At 63.9% G+C, this 15,613-nt stretch carries 15 protein-coding genes and 1 pseudogene; 7 read left to right on the forward strand and 9 right to left on the reverse strand.

Features of this window, described 5'->3' with window-relative positions:
- A partial coding sequence (locus WAN02_RS06805) for a cytochrome P450 (RefSeq protein WP_422263403.1) occupies positions 1-843 on the forward strand: 843 nt, incomplete at its 5' end.
- Positions 844-927: 84 nt separating this feature from the next.
- The gene (locus WAN02_RS06810) at positions 928-2,520 is read left to right on the forward strand and encodes a Na+/H+ antiporter (RefSeq protein ID WP_422263416.1); all 1,593 of its coding nucleotides are present in this window, start codon (positions 928-930) and stop codon (positions 2,518-2,520) included.
- A 9-nt stretch (positions 2,521-2,529) separates the two neighbouring features.
- Here the strand turns inward: WAN02_RS06810 and WAN02_RS06815 are convergent, their stop codons facing one another.
- The gene (locus WAN02_RS06815; protein WP_422263404.1) at positions 2,530-3,231 is read right to left on the reverse strand and encodes a sensor domain-containing protein; all 702 of its coding nucleotides are present in this window, start codon (positions 3,229-3,231) and stop codon (positions 2,530-2,532) included.
- Positions 3,232-3,437: 206 nt separating this feature from the next.
- Between WAN02_RS06815 and WAN02_RS06820 the strand changes: the two genes are divergently transcribed.
- Both WAN02_RS06820 and WAN02_RS06825 read left to right on the forward strand, forming a co-directional pair.
- Complete coding sequence (locus tag WAN02_RS06820) at positions 3,438-3,947, forward strand: nitroreductase family deazaflavin-dependent oxidoreductase (protein WP_422263405.1); 510 nt, start codon at positions 3,438-3,440, stop codon at positions 3,945-3,947.
- A gap of 102 nt (positions 3,948-4,049) precedes the next feature.
- The gene (locus WAN02_RS06825; protein ID WP_422263406.1) at positions 4,050-5,195 is read left to right on the forward strand and encodes a glycosyltransferase; all 1,146 of its coding nucleotides are present in this window, start codon (positions 4,050-4,052) and stop codon (positions 5,193-5,195) included.
- A gap of 4 nt (positions 5,196-5,199) precedes the next feature.
- Here WAN02_RS06825 and WAN02_RS06830 read toward each other — a convergent pair whose 3' ends face one another.
- Both WAN02_RS06830 and WAN02_RS06835 read right to left on the reverse strand, forming a co-directional pair.
- Positions 5,200-5,598: a hypothetical protein gene (locus WAN02_RS06830; protein ID WP_422263407.1), complete on the reverse strand. Its 399-nt coding sequence runs from the start codon at positions 5,596-5,598 to the stop codon at positions 5,200-5,202.
- Positions 5,599-5,717: 119 nt separating this feature from the next.
- Positions 5,718-6,479: an SDR family oxidoreductase gene (locus WAN02_RS06835; protein WP_422263417.1), complete on the reverse strand. Its 762-nt coding sequence runs from the start codon at positions 6,477-6,479 to the stop codon at positions 5,718-5,720.
- A gap of 262 nt (positions 6,480-6,741) precedes the next feature.
- Between WAN02_RS06835 and WAN02_RS06840 the strand changes: the two genes are divergently transcribed.
- Together WAN02_RS06840 and WAN02_RS06845 are read left to right on the forward strand one after the other, a co-directional pair.
- On the forward strand, positions 6,742-6,942 hold the full coding sequence (locus WAN02_RS06840; protein WP_422263408.1) for a hypothetical protein: 201 nt from the start codon (positions 6,742-6,744) through the stop codon (positions 6,940-6,942).
- A 34-nt stretch (positions 6,943-6,976) separates the two neighbouring features.
- Positions 6,977-7,948, forward strand: a complete 972-nt coding sequence (locus WAN02_RS06845) for an aldo/keto reductase (RefSeq protein ID WP_422263409.1) — start codon at positions 6,977-6,979, stop codon at positions 7,946-7,948.
- A gap of 6 nt (positions 7,949-7,954) precedes the next feature.
- Here WAN02_RS06845 and WAN02_RS06850 read toward each other — a convergent pair whose 3' ends face one another.
- The 6 genes and pseudogenes from WAN02_RS06850 to WAN02_RS06875 all read right to left on the reverse strand — a co-directional run bounded on the left by WAN02_RS06850 (position 7,955) and on the right by WAN02_RS06875 (position 15,106).
- Positions 7,955-8,812: a transglutaminase-like domain-containing protein gene (locus tag WAN02_RS06850; RefSeq protein ID WP_422263410.1), complete on the reverse strand. Its 858-nt coding sequence runs from the start codon at positions 8,810-8,812 to the stop codon at positions 7,955-7,957.
- Between the two features lie 162 nt (positions 8,813-8,974).
- Positions 8,975-11,152, reverse strand: coding sequence for a glutamine synthetase III (locus WAN02_RS06855; RefSeq protein ID WP_422263411.1), 2,178 nt, complete (start codon positions 11,150-11,152; stop codon positions 8,975-8,977).
- Between the two features lie 173 nt (positions 11,153-11,325).
- A pseudogene (locus tag WAN02_RS06860) lies at positions 11,326-11,510 on the reverse strand (dihydrodipicolinate reductase); the annotation flags it as partial.
- A gap of 30 nt (positions 11,511-11,540) precedes the next feature.
- Entirely contained in the window at positions 11,541-12,323 is a 783-nt protein-coding gene (locus WAN02_RS06865; protein ID WP_422263412.1) for a glucose 1-dehydrogenase, read from the reverse strand.
- A gap of 74 nt (positions 12,324-12,397) precedes the next feature.
- Positions 12,398-13,252, reverse strand: a complete 855-nt coding sequence (locus tag WAN02_RS06870) for a PE-PPE domain-containing protein (protein WP_422263413.1) — start codon at positions 13,250-13,252, stop codon at positions 12,398-12,400.
- A gap of 402 nt (positions 13,253-13,654) precedes the next feature.
- The gene (locus tag WAN02_RS06875; RefSeq protein WP_422263414.1) at positions 13,655-15,106 is read right to left on the reverse strand and encodes a catalase; all 1,452 of its coding nucleotides are present in this window, start codon (positions 15,104-15,106) and stop codon (positions 13,655-13,657) included.
- A gap of 167 nt (positions 15,107-15,273) precedes the next feature.
- Here WAN02_RS06875 and WAN02_RS06880 point away from each other — a divergent pair, with 167 nt between their 5' ends.
- Complete coding sequence (locus WAN02_RS06880) at positions 15,274-15,555, forward strand: DUF732 domain-containing protein (protein WP_422263415.1); 282 nt, start codon at positions 15,274-15,276, stop codon at positions 15,553-15,555.
- Positions 15,556-15,613 lie beyond the last annotated feature (58 nt).

Consider the following 15,613-nt stretch of genomic DNA (forward strand, 5'->3'; position numbering starts at 1 on the left):
ATGGTCGCCAAACATCCCGACGGAACGGCCGAGGCGGTCAGCGAGCTGGCCGGCCCGCTGCCGCTGCAGGTCATCTGCGACATGATGGGCGTCCCCGAGGAAGACCATCAAAAGATATTCCACTGGACCAACGTCATCCTCGGCTTCGGCGATCCCGATCTGACAACGGAATTCGAGGATTTCGTTCAGGTTTCGATGGAGATCGGGGCCTACGCCAGCGCGTTGGCCGAGGATCGCCGCGTCAATCACCACGACGATCTGACGACGAGCCTGGTGGAGGCAGAGGTCGACGGTGAGCGACTGACATCGGCCGAGGTCGGGTCGTTCTTCATCCTGCTGGCCGTGGCCGGTAACGAGACCACGCGCAATGCGATCAGCCACGGGCTGCTCGCATTGACCCGTTACCCCGAGCAACGGCAGACGTGGTGGTCGGACTTCGACGCGCTGTCGCACTCGGCCGTCGAAGAGATCGTGCGCTGGGCCTCACCGGTGGTCTACATGCGCCGCACCCTCACCCGTGATTTCGAGATGCATGGAACGAAGCTGGCGGCCGGGGACAAGGCCACGCTGTGGTACTGCTCGGCCAATCGCGACGAGTCGAAGTTCGCCAACCCATGGATGTTCGACGTGACCCGCGATCCCAACCCGCACGTCGGCTTCGGCGGGGGCGGCGCGCACTTCTGCCTCGGCGCCAATTTGGCCCGGCGCGAAATCAGGGTCATGTTCGAAGAACTGCACCGCGAAATACCCGATGTCGTCGCGACCGGCGAGCCGGCGCGGTTGCTGTCGGCGTTCATCCACGGCATCAAAACGCTGCCGATCGCATGGACCCCGCCAGGCTGATTGCCGTCCGGCCCGTGAACCGGCGCTCGGCGCCCGCACGCCGCCGAGATGAAAGTTGCCCCCTCCGTACAGCATGATGTGCAGGTGTTCGGGCTTGTCGTCATCGTCGTGCTGTTCGCCATCGTCATCGTGGGCACGGTGCTGGGCCGGCGGTACCGCGTCGGTCCGCCGCTTCTGCTCATCGGGCTCGGCGCACTACTCGGTTTGATCCCGCGGTTCGGCCACGTCCGACTCGACGGCGAAATCGTGCTGTTGCTGTTCTTACCGGCAATTCTGTACTGGGAGGGCCTGAATACCAGCTTTCGCGAGATCCGCGCGAACCTGCGCGTCATCGTTCTGCTCAGTGTCGGCCTGGTGATCGCGTGCGCGATAGCGGTGTCGTGGACGGCGCGGGCATTCGGGATGGAATCACACGCCGCCTCGGTGCTCGGCGCCGTGCTCTCCCCGACCGACGCCGCCGCCGTCGCCGGTCTGGCGAAGCAACTGCCGCGCCGCACCCTCACCGTGTTGAAAGCGGAGAGCATCATCAACGACGGGACCGCGCTGGTTCTGTTCGGTGTCGCCGTGTCGGTCGCGATGGGCGGTGCACCCGTCGGCCCGCTTAACTTGAGCGTCCGATTCGTCGTGTCCTACGTCGGCGGCATCGCGGCCGGCCTGCTGGTCGGCGGTGTCGTGACGCTCGCCCGGATGCGGCTCGACGCGCCGCAAGAAGAAGCCGCGCTCAGCCTGCTGACGCCGTTCGCCGCGTTCCTGCTCGCCGATTCGGTTGGCTGTAGCGGTGTGGTCGCCGTCCTGGTGTCCGCTCTCATGCTCGCCTACGCTTCGCCGCGGGTGATCCGGGCTCGGTCCCGTCTGGTGACGTTCGCATTCTGGGACATTGCGACGTTCCTGATCAACGGCGCGCTGTGGGTTTTCGTCGGCGTCCAGCTCCCCAGCGCGGTGCGCGGAGTGTCCCGGGTCGACGGCGGCGTTCACCATGCCCTGGTCATGGCGGTCGCCGTCACCCTCGTGGTTGTCGTGACTCGGGTCGTCTGGGGAGAGGCCACGACGGTGCTGGTCCGCACCGTGGATCGGCGCCAATCGCAACGCGAACGGCGGATCGCCTGGCGTGTACGGATGGTGTCCAATTGGGCCGGATTCCGCGGAGCCGTCTCGCTCGCGGCCGCTCTGGCGGTCCCGCTGACCACTCACAGTGGCGCGCCCTTCCCGGATCGCAACCTGATCATCTTCGTCGTGTCGTTCGTCATCCTGACGACCGTGCTCGTCCAGGGCAGCACCCTGCCCGCCGTCGTCCGCTGGGCCCGCATTCCCGAAGACGAGTCCCACGCCGACGAATTGCGTCTTGCGCGCTGCCACGGTGCCCAAGCCGCACTGGACGCGCTGCCATTGGTCGCGGCCGAAGTCGGCATCGACGAGGACCTGCAGAACCGGCTGCACGCCGAGTACAAGAAACATGCGGCGCTGGTGAGGGCCAGCGACGACCGCTCGACTCGCAACGACGCCGAAGAACGCAGTGATCTGATTCGGCAGGTGCGCCTTGGCGTGCTCGAACACAGGCGCCGCGCCATCACCGAGCTTCGCGACCAGCGTCGCATCGACGACATCGTCCTGCTCGAGTTGCAGGCCTCGATGGATCTCGAGGAGGCGCGGCTGTTGGGACCTTCAAACCCGGACTAGCCAGATCCTTTATCGGGTAGCAACTTTCGCGACGATCTGATTTGCGATGTCGACCGCGGAGCTCGCGGGATTGGCGCTGCAGGTGTTGACGTCGACGATGACATTGTTCTTCACGGCCAATGCGCGGCCGCAGGCCCACCCACCGGTTTTTGCTTCTTGCTGAGTCGAAATCGTGCTCAACGCGTCGTTGGCATCAGATATCGGCGCCACGATCCACTGCGTTCTGGATTGGGTGTGCGTGTACTGATGGCAGGCCGGCCATCGAAGACTCGAGGAGATGAAGAAGATGTGGGCTTGTTTGGTGGTGGGAAACAGCACCACCGCTTGCTCGGCGTAGTGGGTGAAGTTGTTGCCGTCGTTGAGCGCCTGGTCACGCTCCGCGGTGAAACCGCTGTTGGCATAGACCGGTGCCTGCGCCGAACCGTCGATGGCCAGGCATTCGATCGGCTTCATGGTGGCGCTGTCGTCAGACATCGCGTCGTGTTTTCTGATCACCGCCATTCCAGACGCGCCCATCAGCGGGTTGATCTGGGCAGGGGTGAGCAACAGCGACTCGAGTTCACGCTCGACAACAGGCCGCGGGATCAGCGATGTGACGGTCGTCGTGGAGTTCGTGCCGGCATGATTGCTGCCGCCGCACCCTGCGACGAGCATCCCGACGCCGGACATGACAAACGTGGCCGCGAGGTGGCGCATCTGTTTGTTTCCCATTCCCGTCGTAACCCCGACTCGAGCGCGGCGCGATAGCCCCGCGGAGTTGCCGGTCCGAGCCCGCGACCACAACCCTACCGCGCGCTGCGACGAGTAATACCAGTGCATTAGAGCAATTTTAGGCTTCGCTCAGTGATTCCAAATAGTGCGGAGATGGTTTGCGGAATACCCATATACCGGAGCTCTAAAGTGAGTACCGTCGTGCCGTGCCCCTTCGGCGGGAAAGCCCGCTTCGTGGTCGGCGACTGCGTATCCATGAGTCGCTGATGGAGCGTGCCCTGATGAGCCCGCTCGGCTATCAGTTCCTGCTCCACCTGGCGCCCCGGATCGACAAGGTGCTGATTCCCCCGACAAACGGCCGGCTGAGCTCGATCGGCATCGGCAGGGTGGGGCTGGTCACGACGACGGGGGCGAAGTCGGGGTTGCAGCGCACGCAGCCGTTGACATTGATCAACGACTCCGGCGGGCTGCTCGCGATCGGGTCCAATTACGGACGACCGCAGCATCCGGCCTGGAGCGCCAACCTGCTTGCGCATCCCGATTGCACGGTCGAATTCATGGCTCCGGCGGCGCAGTACCGAGCCGAGCTGCTCGCCGGTGACACCCGCGCTGCGGCATGGGCAACGGCTACCGACTTCTACGCCGGTTACGAGCGCTACCGGGCCAGTTGCGCACCCCGTCAGATCAGGGTCTTTCGCCTGCGAGCCGTCGCCTGAGGCCACGTATCGACCTCAGTGATCTGCGGTGTTCACGGCCTGTTCAGTTACTCGTCAGTGTTAGATCGTTGACCGCACACGAGCACCGGTTTCGCTGGTTATATGCGTGTCGTTCAGGTCGCCAACTTCTACGGGCCTCGATCCGGCGGCCTTCGCACTGCCGTCGATCGGCTGGGCGCGGAATACTGTGCCGCGGGTCACGAGGTGTTTCTGATCGTCCCGGGGCGGCACGCCAAGCACAGTAATTTGTCCACCGGGGTCGTGCGAATCACGGTGCCCGCCAGGCTGATTCCGTTCACCGGTGGATACCGCGCCGTGCTGCCGGGCCCGGTCCGCACGCTGCTGCAAAGCCTGCGACCCGACACCCTCGAGGTGTCGGATCGGCTCACGCTGCGATCGCTCGGCCGCTGGGGCCGCGACCACGGCGCGACGACGGTGATGATCTCCCATGAGCGCCTCGATCGTCTTGCGGGCCAGGTACTTCCGCGCCGCACCGCGCGGAGGTTCGCCGACTTCGCCAACCGGCGCACCGCCGCCAACTACGACACCGTGGTGTGCACCACCGGGTTTGCCCGCGAAGAATTCGACCGCATCGGCGCGACGAACACCGTCACCATTCCGCTCGGCGTGGACCTGGACACCTTCCACCCGTCGCGTCGCTCGGCCCTTGTACGTCAGCGTTGGGCCACACCGAACCAGATACTGCTGGTGCACTGCGGACGGTTGTCGGTGGAGAAACGGGCCGATCGCAGCATCGACGCGGTTGCCGCGTTGTGCGACGCCGGAGTTGACGCCCGACTGGTCGTGGTGGGTGATGGCCCGCTACGCGCCAGGCTGCAGCGGCAGGCCGCTCGATTGCCAGTCGATTTCACCGGTTTCATTTCCGATCGGCACAGCGTCGCCGAGCTGCTGGCGTCAGCCGACGTCGCGCTCGCGCCGGGGCCACACGAAACCTTCGGGCTGGCCGCGCTGGAGTCGCTGGCATGCGGAACACCGGCCGTGGTCTCTCGCACGTCCGCCTTGGGCGAGATCATCACCGCGGACAGCGGCGCACTGGCCGACAACAACCCAGCGGCGATCGCCGAGGCCGTCACCGCAATCGTCAGTCGCCCCGAGGAGCATCGCCGCGCCTCCGCCCGGCGCCGCGCTGAAATGTTTACCTGGCAGCGGGCCGCGGTCGACATGCTGACAACGCTCGGGGCCGCGTCGTTGGACGACGACCCCGGCAATTCTCAGCACACCGCCTAGCGTCCTAACCGGAGTTGGCGGGTCCCACCTGGCCGGTCAACGGATTGACCTGGACAGTCATCGGCCCGGGTGCGTGCCGCCCTTGCGTCGCCGCGCGCTGCTGCGCCGCCTGCGCCAGGGCGTTGACCACCGGGTTATTCTTCGCCATCTCACGGCGGTCCTCTTCGGACAGCTCATAGAACGACCACAGGCCCCATGCGGCGGGCCGAATGTAGATGGTCACCTTCTGGTGCCGACGTTTGTTCGCCGACAGCACCGCGGGAACGGACACAACCCGGTCTAGGGTCGCGGAACTGACGAGCTCCTGAGCGAGCTTCTCCGTGTCGACCCCGTCTTGAAGCTCGTACACCAATGACTGGTGGGGAGTGTGGGATGGGCCCTGGAGGGCCAGGAACCACGCCATCGGCGTCTCCTTCGCTCGTGATCGTCAGCGTAACTGTAGGGGACGCAGCCGGTTCAGCGACTCCGAATCCCGGCCGTGCCGGGCGACCGCGACAGCGACCATCGCCACTGCGGCTGCGGCTAATTCGTGTCGGGGAACGCGACCTGGGCGGCCGGCGCACCACGGGCTACCACGACGGGCATCGACGTGGAGGAATTGGTCTGCAGGATCGTCTGCACCACCTCGATGAGATCCTCGACGGGCATCAGCTTGCCAGGCATGCAACCGCCCGACACCCACAGCGGGTAAGCCTTCATCGCCAGGTCCATGTCCCAGCCCGCGTTCATTCCGGTTGCCGCGTCACCCTCGCCGCCCGCGCACTCCCCGACAACGAGACAGGTGAAGCCGACATCCGGGTGCTCAGCCCGCCAGGCCTCCACGAGTCTTTCCAGCGCGGCTTTACTGACGCCGTAGGCGCCGAGACCGGGCCAGGGCGGCCCGAACGTGCCCGCGTCCGACGAGAGGTAGACCGCTTTGCCCGCGGAGGCCGTCAGGTGCGGAATCGCCGCCGCCGTCGCCAGCGAGGCGCCAATGACGTTGGTGTCGAAGATGCGCCGCCACGTGTCGGCGCCGGTGTCGACCATGCGAACGAGCGGGCTGATCGCGGGCGTGTAGATCAGGTTGTCGATACCGCCCAGCGCTTCGGCCGCTCGATCGAATGCCGACCGACACGACGCCTCGTCAGTGACATCGCATTCGACGGCGACGGCGCCTGAACCTGCTTCCTCGGCTGCCGCTTCAATGCGGTCGCGGCGCCGCGCGAGCAACGCGATCTGCCCGCCGCGTTGGGCAAGACCGACACCGATGCAACGCCCTAGGCCACTCGAGGCCCCCACGACCACTGTCCGTGACATATTCGCCCTTTCCTGTAACGCGCCCGGTTGCAGCCACAGCGTATCGGCCGCCGGGTCGGCCTTCCATACCGCCGCCGATGCCGCCTCGGTCCGGTCTTCAATTCCGATGAGTGAGACCCCACATCCGGATAGTTGGCGGTGGGCGGATTGTGAGTTTAGACACGTTTTCAACGGGCTAATCGCAGCTCATATTGGAGGATCCGGTGTGCGCTAGGCGCACCCTGAGGGCGGGAGTGTGATCGGAGTGAGCATGGCTTCTTTCGCCGTTGCCGAGATTGGCTGCGACGAGCGCGACTACGACAACTGGCTCGTCACGCTGGTCCAAGCATCAGAGCGTCTCGACGTCCTGCAAACCGTGGTCAACGAGATGCGCCGGCTGTGCGAACGCGAAAAGGTGGTCCAGAGCCGCCAGGTGATGGAGGTGCTCGAGCGGCACGGTGCGATCACGTGAGCGCTGGACCGTCTCGATCCGTACCGTGAGCCAGATGAAATATTTCCACATCGAGGGCATCGGCAGGGTTAGCCGGATCGGGCTGGGAACTTGGCAGTTCGGATCCCGCGAGTGGGGCTACGGCGATGGTTACGCCGCCGGCGCCGCCCGCGATATCGTCCATCGTGCACGCGCTTTGGACGTCAACTTCTTCGACACCGCCGAGGTGTACGGGCTCGGGAAGAGCGAACGAATCCTCGGCGAGGCGCTAGGCGACGAGCGCGATCAGGTTGCGGTTGCCAGCAAGGTCTTTCCGGTCGCGCCGTTTCCGGCGGTGGTCAAACAGCGCGAGCGCGCCAGCGCGCGGCGGCTGCAGCTCGAGCACATCCCGCTCTACCAGATTCACCAACCCAACCCGGTCGTCCCCGATTCGGTGATCATGCCCGGCATGCGCGACCTGCTCGACAGCGGCGCCATCGGCGCCGCGGGCGTCTCGAACTACTCGCTGTCTCGTTGGAAGCAGGCCGATGCCGCACTCGGGCGACCGGTCATCAGCAACCAGGTGGACTTCTCACTTGCCCATCCGCAGGCGCTCAAGGGTCTGGTCCCGTTCGCCGAGCAGGAGAACCGCGTGGTGATCGCCTACAGCCCACTGGCTCAAGGACTTCTGGGCGGCAAGTACGGCATGGACAACCGACCCGGCGGCATTCGCGCGGTCAATTCGCTGTTCGGTACCGAGAACTTGCGTCGGATCGAGCCACTGCTGCAGACGTTGCGCGACGTTGCCAAGGACGTCGATGCCAAGCCCGCGCAGGTGGCGCTGGCCTGGCTGATCAGCCTGCCCAACGTCGTTGCCATTCCCGGGGCATCCAGTGTCGAGCAGCTCGAATTCAACGTCGCCGCAGCCGATATCGAGCTGAGTACGGATTCCCGCAAAGCCCTGACCGACGCCGCCCTCAACTTCCACCCGGTGTCGACAACGCGGTTCCTGGCAGACACGATTCGGGAGCGGCTCGGCTTGCGCTGAGTTCTGCTAACGCAAGCTCACGAGTTGGTCGAGCGTATCGATGGGCAACTCACCGTCGACGATCGCGGTGATCGTCATGGCGTTCAACGTGATCGCGCCGTGGTGGTTATCCAAGAAGGCAGTGTCGGAGGCGTCGCGGCCGGTCGCGATGCGCACCATCGACTGCCGGGGAGCCAGGCACGTGGCGTCGACGACCCGCCACTCGCCCTCGACGAACGCCTCGGCGACCGCGTGAAAGTCCATCGGTTCACAGCCCGGTGCATACACCGCCGCCAGGCGGGCGGGCACGTACAGCGCCCGCAACATGGCGATCACCAAATGGGCGTAATCGCGGCACACGCCGGCTCCAGCCAGCAGCGTGTCGGCGGCGCCGTCGATCGGATCACTTGATCCTGGAACGTAATCCAAGCGGGTACCCACCCACGAGGAGACTCTTTCGAGCACCGTCGCCGAGTCGGCGTATCGCCCGAACTCGGTCGCGGCGAATCCGAAGAATTTGTCGGATTCGGCGTAACGGCTGGGACGCAGATAGGTGATCAGGTCGATGTCGCGGACCGGTGCGGGCTGGGCTTCACCGCAAACCGTCGCCGAGTACGACAGGCTCACCGCTCCTTCGCCGACGTCTATCGAATGAATCCGCGTGTCATGCGGCCCGATGATTTCGAGAGGCTGAAGTAGCTTGCCATTGAACGTGATTGCCAGCGATTCGCGAACCTCGAGACCCGGCTGGCGGGCAACGGCGACCTGAAATTCCAGCGTCGTAGGAGCAGTGACCTCGACGTCGATCTGTGCGCCGACTTCACGATTCGCGGTGCTCGTCGCTACCCCGTGCCCGCCGTCCTTGTGGTGCCGCCATGAGGGCATGGGTGTGCCGCCCTTTCGTCGTCGCAGAAATTGCGCGCCGAGACATGCACTGCCATCGACCGATGTCCCACGAAACGTCTGCTGTACGCCATCGGCTGGGGACTCAACCACGGCACAACTAATTGGCTCCAGCCTACAGGCGAGTCGCTCCCGACTCCTGCTCTAGAGGATGTACAGCATCTCCTGATAGGTGGGCAGCGGCCACAGATCATCGGCCACAATGCCTTCCAGTGCATCGGCGGCGGTCCGGACCGCGTCCATTGCCGGCAGCAGGTCGTGCTGCGCATGCTTGGCCTCATCCAGTGCCGACTCCGCCGAATGGTCGGACAGCGCGGCCTTCAGCGTTGCAAGGCCGGCCTCGAGATCCACGATGGGCGCCGAAACCGCCTCCAGTGCAGCGATACTCGCTTCCACGCCGGCCGCCTTCAGCGCGGCGACGTTCTGGGCGAGCTCGGTCTGGTAACGGATCGCGGCCGGCAGAATGATCGTCGAGCCGATCTCCAATGCGAGCTTGGCCTCGACGGCGATGGTCAGCGCATACTGCTCCAAACGCACCTCGTACCGGCTGTGCAGCTCGCGCTCGTTGAAAACCCCGTACTTCTCGAAGAGTTCGACCGCCTCCGGCTTGATCAACTCCGGAATGGCATCGAGGCTGGTCTTGAGGTTCGGCAAGCCACGCTCGGCCGCCTCGATCTGCCACTTTTCGGAGTAGCCGTCGCCGTTGTACACCACGTCGCCATGCTCGGTGATGACCTCGGTGAGCAGCGTCTGCACTGCCTTGTCGAAGTCCCCACCGTCCTCGACGGCCTTCTCGAGCTTGGTGGCCATGTAATCGAGCGAGTCCGCCATGATCGTGTTGAGGACGATCAACGGCACGGCGACCGTCTGCCCGGAGCCGGGCGCCCGGAATTCGAACCGGTTGCCGGTGACCGCGAACGGGCTGGTGCGGTTGCGGTCACCCGGGTCGGTCGGCAGCGCGGGCAGCGTGTCGACGCCGATGATCATGGTGCCCTTGCCCTTTGATGACGTCGCGGCACCCTTGGCGATCTGCTCGAACACGTCGGCCAGTTGCTCGCCAAGGAAGATCGAGATGATGGCCGGCGGCGCCTCGTTGGCACCCAACCGGTGGTCGTTGGTGGCCGAGGCGACCGACACGCGCAGCAGCCCCGAGAACTTGTGCACGGCACGGATCACCGCGGCGCAGAACACCAGAAACTGGGCGTTCTCGTGGGGGGTGTCGCCCGGAACCAGCAGCGAGCCCAGCTCGGAGTTGCCCATCGAGAAGTTGACGTGCTTTCCGGACCCGTTGACGCCAGCGAACGGCTTCTCATGGAACAGGCACTCCATGCCGTGCTTCTTGGCGATCGTCTTGAACACCGTCATCGTCAGCTGCTGGTGGTCGGAAGCGATGTTGGCCCGCTCGAACATCGGCGCCAGCTCGAACTGGCCGGGAGCCACCTCGTTGTGCCGCGTTTTCGCGGGAATGCCGAGCTTGAACAGTTCCCGCTCGGTATCCATCATGAAGCCCAGGACACGCTCGGGGACCGCGCCGAAGTAATGGTCGTCGAACTCCTGGCCTTTGGGGGGCTTGGTGCCGAACAAGGTCCGGCCGGCGTTGATCAGGTCCGGGCGCGCCAGGAAGAAATGCCGATCAATCAGGAAGTACTCCTGCTCCGGCCCGCAGAACGACACGACGTGGTTGAGGTCCTTGTGACCGAACAGGTTCAGGACGCGCTCGGCGTGTGCGCCCATGGCCTGCTGGCTGCGCAACAGCGGCGTCTTGTAGTCCAGCGCTTCACCGGTCATCGAGACGAAGACCGTCGGGATGCACAGCGTGTTGCCGTTTGGGTTCTCCAGGATGTAGGCCGGGCTGGTCACGTCCCAGCCGGTGTAGCCGCGCGCCTCGAAGGTGCTGCGCAGACCGCCCGACGGGAAGCTGGACGCGTCGGGCTCACCCTGGATCAACGTCTTGCCGGCGAATTCGGCCAGCGTCTGGCCGTCGGAGACCGGCTCCAGGAAGCTGTCGTGCTTTTCGGCGGTCAGCCCAGTCATCGGGTAAAAGACGTGGGCGTAGTGGGTAGCACCCTTCTCCAGCGCCCAGTCCTTCATGGCAGCAGCGACCGAGTCGCCGACGGCCGGGTCGAGCTTCGCGCCCTTGTCGATGGTCGCCACGATGGATTTGTAAACGGCTTTGGGTAACCGCGCCTGCATCTCTGCCTTGGTGAAGACGCTGGAGCCGAAAACGTGGCCCGGCGTCTCGCCCGGGTCGAAGCTGACTGCGGGAGGCAAGTACGCCTCTACGTTGGTAATTGCCGCCAGACGTACTGCGTTGCCGCTCAATGGAGTCCCTATCGCCGCGATGCGCTGCATCGGAAATTTGCCGGTAGTTGCTCGGCTGACATTAAGGACGTTCGATGGCGGGGATGTTACGTCGCTGTCACACTCGCGTGCACCATTAATATTCCGTACAGATTGACCTCGCTCGCGCGATTAGTCGGGCCTTTAGGGCTTAAACGACCGGCAAATCCGCGTAGCGGCAGGTCCGCGCTGGTCACCAGTCCCTGCAAGGGCCGCGACGACGCCGGCGATGGCCGCCAGCGCAGGTATGCCCGCGACGGTTATTTCCGATCGACGCGAAGTTTGCCGGATCGGACAGATCCACACCGGGCTTGGGGAAGATCATGTGATTCTTGTAAACGCGCCGACAACTCCCTCGAGCAGTCGCGTCTTACGTGACCCACTCGGGCTGCTGCTCGGTCTCGACCGCGGAGAAGTCCTTGTGACCCAAGCCTGCCGTGCACCCGCCGTCGACGACGAACTCCGAACCAGTCGAGTAGCTGGACTCGTCGCTGGCCAGGTAGACGACCAGGCTGGAAACTTCCCTGGGCTCGGCGGCACGCCCAAGTGCGGTCTGGAAGAGGTCGTCGGGTACCCACTCGGTCATCGGCGTTTTGATCAATCCCGGGTGGATTGAGTTGACCCGAATTCCACTGGGCCCCAACTCCAGAGCAGTGGATTTCGTCAGACCGCGCACAGCGAATTTAGTGGCCGTGTAGCCGTGGCAGGCGATGGTGCCGGCCATCCCCTCGATCGACGAGATGTTGATGATGGATCCGCGCCCGGCCGCCTTCATCGGCCCCACAACCGCTCGGATACCGAGGAAGACGCCGGTCAGGTTGATGTCCAGAATGCGGTGCCACTCCGAGAGTTCGTACTCCTCGATCAGGCCGACGTTGATGATGCCGGCGTTGTTGACCAAGATGTCGACGCCGCCGAACGTTTCGACCGCGGTCGCGACGACGCGCTCCCAATCTTCGGGATGGGTGACGTCGAGGTGTAGGTAACGGGTCGCGCTGCCAACGTCTTTGGCGACCGCTTCACCCTCGGCATCCAGAATGTCGCCGAAGACCACCTTGGCGCCCTCGTCGACGAGTGCCCGAACATGCGATGCGCCCATACCGCGGGCGCCGCCACTGACGACGGCGACCTTGCCCGCCAACCGACCTGCCATCGATGCCTCCTGCTGCAACAAGGCGACGTGAGTGTCGCCGGTTCAGGCAGCCTAACGGCAGGGTTCGAGTGTCTTTAGAAGAGCACGCTGTCCGCGATCTGGAGCTGAGTCCACAACGCTTCCAGGCTGTTGACCATCGAATCCTGGATGGTGAAGTATTCGGTGGCGTATTGCCCCACACCGTCCACGGTGGGCCCAGCGGTCAAAGCAGTCCCAATTTCTTGAGGGGTCAACCCAAGATATTCGAGGTGGTCGGAGTACATACCGCCATCATTGAGCCCATTGTCGTAATTCGCCCAGCCATCTCCGGACAGCGAATAGACCTGCGTCGCGTACAGGCCGGTGGGAGTTGTCGCTCCCAGCACGTCACCAGCTCCGAACTCTTGGAAAGCGTCTGTCACCCACGGCTGTAGCCAGCTTGGAAAGGAGTCGATGTAGGTGTTGAGGAATCCGCCTTCGGCGGACGCGCTGTCACCCACCATGACGAAGTCCAGGTCCTGTTGTGGAATACCATCGGCCGCGAGCTGCTGTTCTGCGTCTCCCATCACAACGTCGCTTTGTGAGTAGCCGAAAACGTAGAGCGGGTTGCCCTCGCCGAAATCTCCAGCGTGATAGTCGGCCACGATGGCGTTGACCAGTTGTTGTTCGCCCTGGCTGACCGCATCGTCTAAGGTGCCGCCCGATACAACCTCCGGCATATTGAGAGTACTGACGTTGGAGAAGTCGGGCAGGAGATGAAAGCCCGAAGGCTGCAGGTACAGCTGGGCTGCGGCATCAGCGAACTCTTGGTTTTCGACTGGGATGATGACCATAGCTTCGTCGACCAATTTGTAGTCGAGGTGTTGGACACTGTGCGTCGGGGTGAGACAGGCCGCTCCGGCCATGAGGGTAGGCGCGGCAAAAAGAGTGCTGAGAATTGCCTTCTTCATGCTTTACGCTCCGGCACGGTGACGGGTCATCGCGAAACACAAATGCATTGGGCGCTTCCGATCTCGAGCTGAAAGTTCTTGTTGGCGGACGGATATTGCTGTGATGCTCGAGCCAGACGTGGCGCCGAATACCCGCTGGACTTCGTTGTCGTCGGTCCGCACTACCCGCGTGCTCGCGACAACGCGACGTGGCCGGTTGTGGCCACCGGACGCGCACCTGCGCGAACCGCTACACGTCGTGCGGAAATAGGGGTAATGCTCTCCCCTGACCCTGGGCGTCGAAGTCAGTCGCGGAAGACGACGGAAGATACGGTAGTCCGTTCTTGCCTAAGTTGTTCGGCGGTCTGAGGAATTCACAGCTAACCCCAAGCAGCCGTGCGATGCACTTGCGACCTAACGCCGTTAACTCGTTGATCCGGCTCGAAATTCCTCCTCGACCTTCTTGCCGAGATCTGCGTCGACATTTCGCCAATACTCGAATACCCGCGACAGAACTGGCTCTTTCACACCCTTGGAAAGATGGCCAACGATGTTGTGCACCAGTCGATTCCGCGCGCCGTCGTCGAGTACGTCCCGCACCAGCGTTCCGGCCTGGCCCCAGTCGTCGTCTTCTTTGCGCAGTGTGTAGGCGGCACGGATCATCTCGCCGTCGGCCTGCCAGCGCACCTCGGCGGCGCGCGCCGGGTCGGCGTGCGGGCCACCGTAGGAGTTAGGTGCGTACACCGGGTCGGTGACGTTTTTCATCCGCATCGCGCCGTCTTTGGAGTAGCTGTTGACCTCTACGTGCGGCGTGTTGACCGGGATCTGCTTGTAGTTGGTCCCCAGCCGGGCGCGGTGTGCATCGGCATAGGAAAAGCCACGGGCCAGCAGCATCTTGTCCGGGCTCAGCCCGGTGCCGGGCACGATGTTGTTCGGCTCGAACGCGGCCTGCTCGATCTCGGTGTGGTAGTCGGTGACGTTGCGGTCGAGCGTCAACTTGCCGACGTCGATCAGCGGATAATCGCTGTGCGGCCACACCTTGGTCAGATCGAACGGGTTGAACCGGTAGGTCTTGGCCTCCTCGAACGGCATGATCTGCATCTTCAGCGTCCAACTCGGGAAGTCACCACCTTCGATCGCGTTGTAGAGGTCCCGTTGGTGGTAGTCGCCATCCTCGCCGGCCAGCTGATCGCCCTCCTCTTGGGTCAGGAAGTCGATCCCTTGATCGGTGATGAAGTGGTACTTCACCCAGAAGATCTCGTCGGCGGCGTTGATCCAGCTGTAGGTGTGGCTGCTGTAGCCGTTCATGTGCCGCCAGTTCTTGGGGATGCCGCGATCACCCATCAGCCAGGTCACCTGGTGTGCGGACTCCGGCGACAGGCTCCAGAAATCCCACTGCATGTTGTTGTCCCGCAAGTTCGTTGCCGCCATGCGCTTCTGGGAACGAATGAAGTGCTGGAACTTCAGCGGATCCCGCATGAAGAAGACCGGCGTGTTGTTGCCGACCATGTCGAAGTTGCCCTCCGACGTGTAGAACTTCAGCGAGAACCCGCGCGGGTCGCGCCAGGTGTCTGGGCTGCCGCGCTCACCGGCGACGGTGGAGAAGCGAATCAGTGTGTCGGTCTTGGTGCCCGGCTGGAAGACCGCAGCCCTGGTGTACTTGCTGACGTCGTTGGTCACCTCGAAGTGGCCGAACGCACCGCCGCCCTTGGCGTGCGGCTGGCGTTCCGGGATGCGCTCGCGGTTGAACTGCGCCATCTGCTCAATTAAGTAGTGATCCTGCAGCAGGATTGGACCGTCCGGCCCGACAGTCAGCGATCGCTCGTCGCTGGGCGCGGGTGCGCCGCCATCGGTCGTGGTGTAACGCTCAGTCATGAAGTACCTCCTCGTCGTGCAGCGGCCCCGAGGCCTACAGGGTCGCCATCTCTTAGTGGTACCCGCACGAGCGCGAAATATCGACCTTCAGCTCACTGAAGCCGGTTCGCTCGATCTTTCTCCCGGCGGGCCCGATCGGCTTGCGGTCGGGACATGAACGTCTTCCGATGGTCGGCGACGGCGTTGATCATTTCGGCCGCGCTCGCGACGGCACGCCGGCCGAAGCCGACGGCGACAGCTACATCCGATACCTCAACGACCACGGAATATTCGTGCCGGGGATCAACGACGCCGTCAGGATCAGTCGTGGGTCACAGGTATGCACGTCATTGCACGACGGGATGACCCCGCAACAAATCCTCGATGCGAACCCGATTGTGTACTTCGACCTACGCGGAGTCATCGATGCCGCACAGCACGAGCTCTGCCCGGACACCTTGGGGCATTGAAGCCCAAATGATTAGAGCCGTACCCGCTCAAATACAAGCGGGTACGGCTCCTTTATCT

This window comes from Mycobacterium sp. (genome assembly GCF_049281135.1).
In the GTDB taxonomy this organism is placed as follows: domain Bacteria; phylum Actinomycetota; class Actinomycetes; order Mycobacteriales; family Mycobacteriaceae; genus Mycobacterium.

Coding starts and splice junctions, on each gene's coding strand:
- WAN02_RS06825 (WP_422263406.1), top strand. CDS start 4,050: ATGCGTGTCGTTCAGGTCGCCAACTTCTACGGGCCTCGATCCGGCGGC.
- WAN02_RS06845 (WP_422263409.1), top strand. CDS start 6,977: ATGAAATATTTCCACATCGAGGGCATCGGCAGGGTTAGCCGGATCGGG.
- WAN02_RS06870 (WP_422263413.1), bottom strand. CDS start 13,252: ATGAAGAAGGCAATTCTCAGCACTCTTTTTGCCGCGCCTACCCTCATG.
- WAN02_RS06815 (WP_422263404.1), bottom strand. CDS start 3,231: ATGGGAAACAAACAGATGCGCCACCTCGCGGCCACGTTTGTCATGTCC.
- WAN02_RS06850 (WP_422263410.1), bottom strand. CDS start 8,812: ATGCCCTCATGGCGGCACCACAAGGACGGCGGGCACGGGGTAGCGACG.
- WAN02_RS06875 (WP_422263414.1), bottom strand. CDS start 15,106: ATGACTGAGCGTTACACCACGACCGATGGCGGCGCACCCGCGCCCAGC.
- WAN02_RS06880 (WP_422263415.1), top strand. CDS start 15,274: ATGGTCGGCGACGGCGTTGATCATTTCGGCCGCGCTCGCGACGGCACG.
- WAN02_RS06840 (WP_422263408.1), top strand. CDS start 6,742: ATGGCTTCTTTCGCCGTTGCCGAGATTGGCTGCGACGAGCGCGACTAC.
- WAN02_RS06830 (WP_422263407.1), bottom strand. CDS start 5,598: ATGGCGTGGTTCCTGGCCCTCCAGGGCCCATCCCACACTCCCCACCAG.
- WAN02_RS06865 (WP_422263412.1), bottom strand. CDS start 12,323: ATGGCAGGTCGGTTGGCGGGCAAGGTCGCCGTCGTCAGTGGCGGCGCC.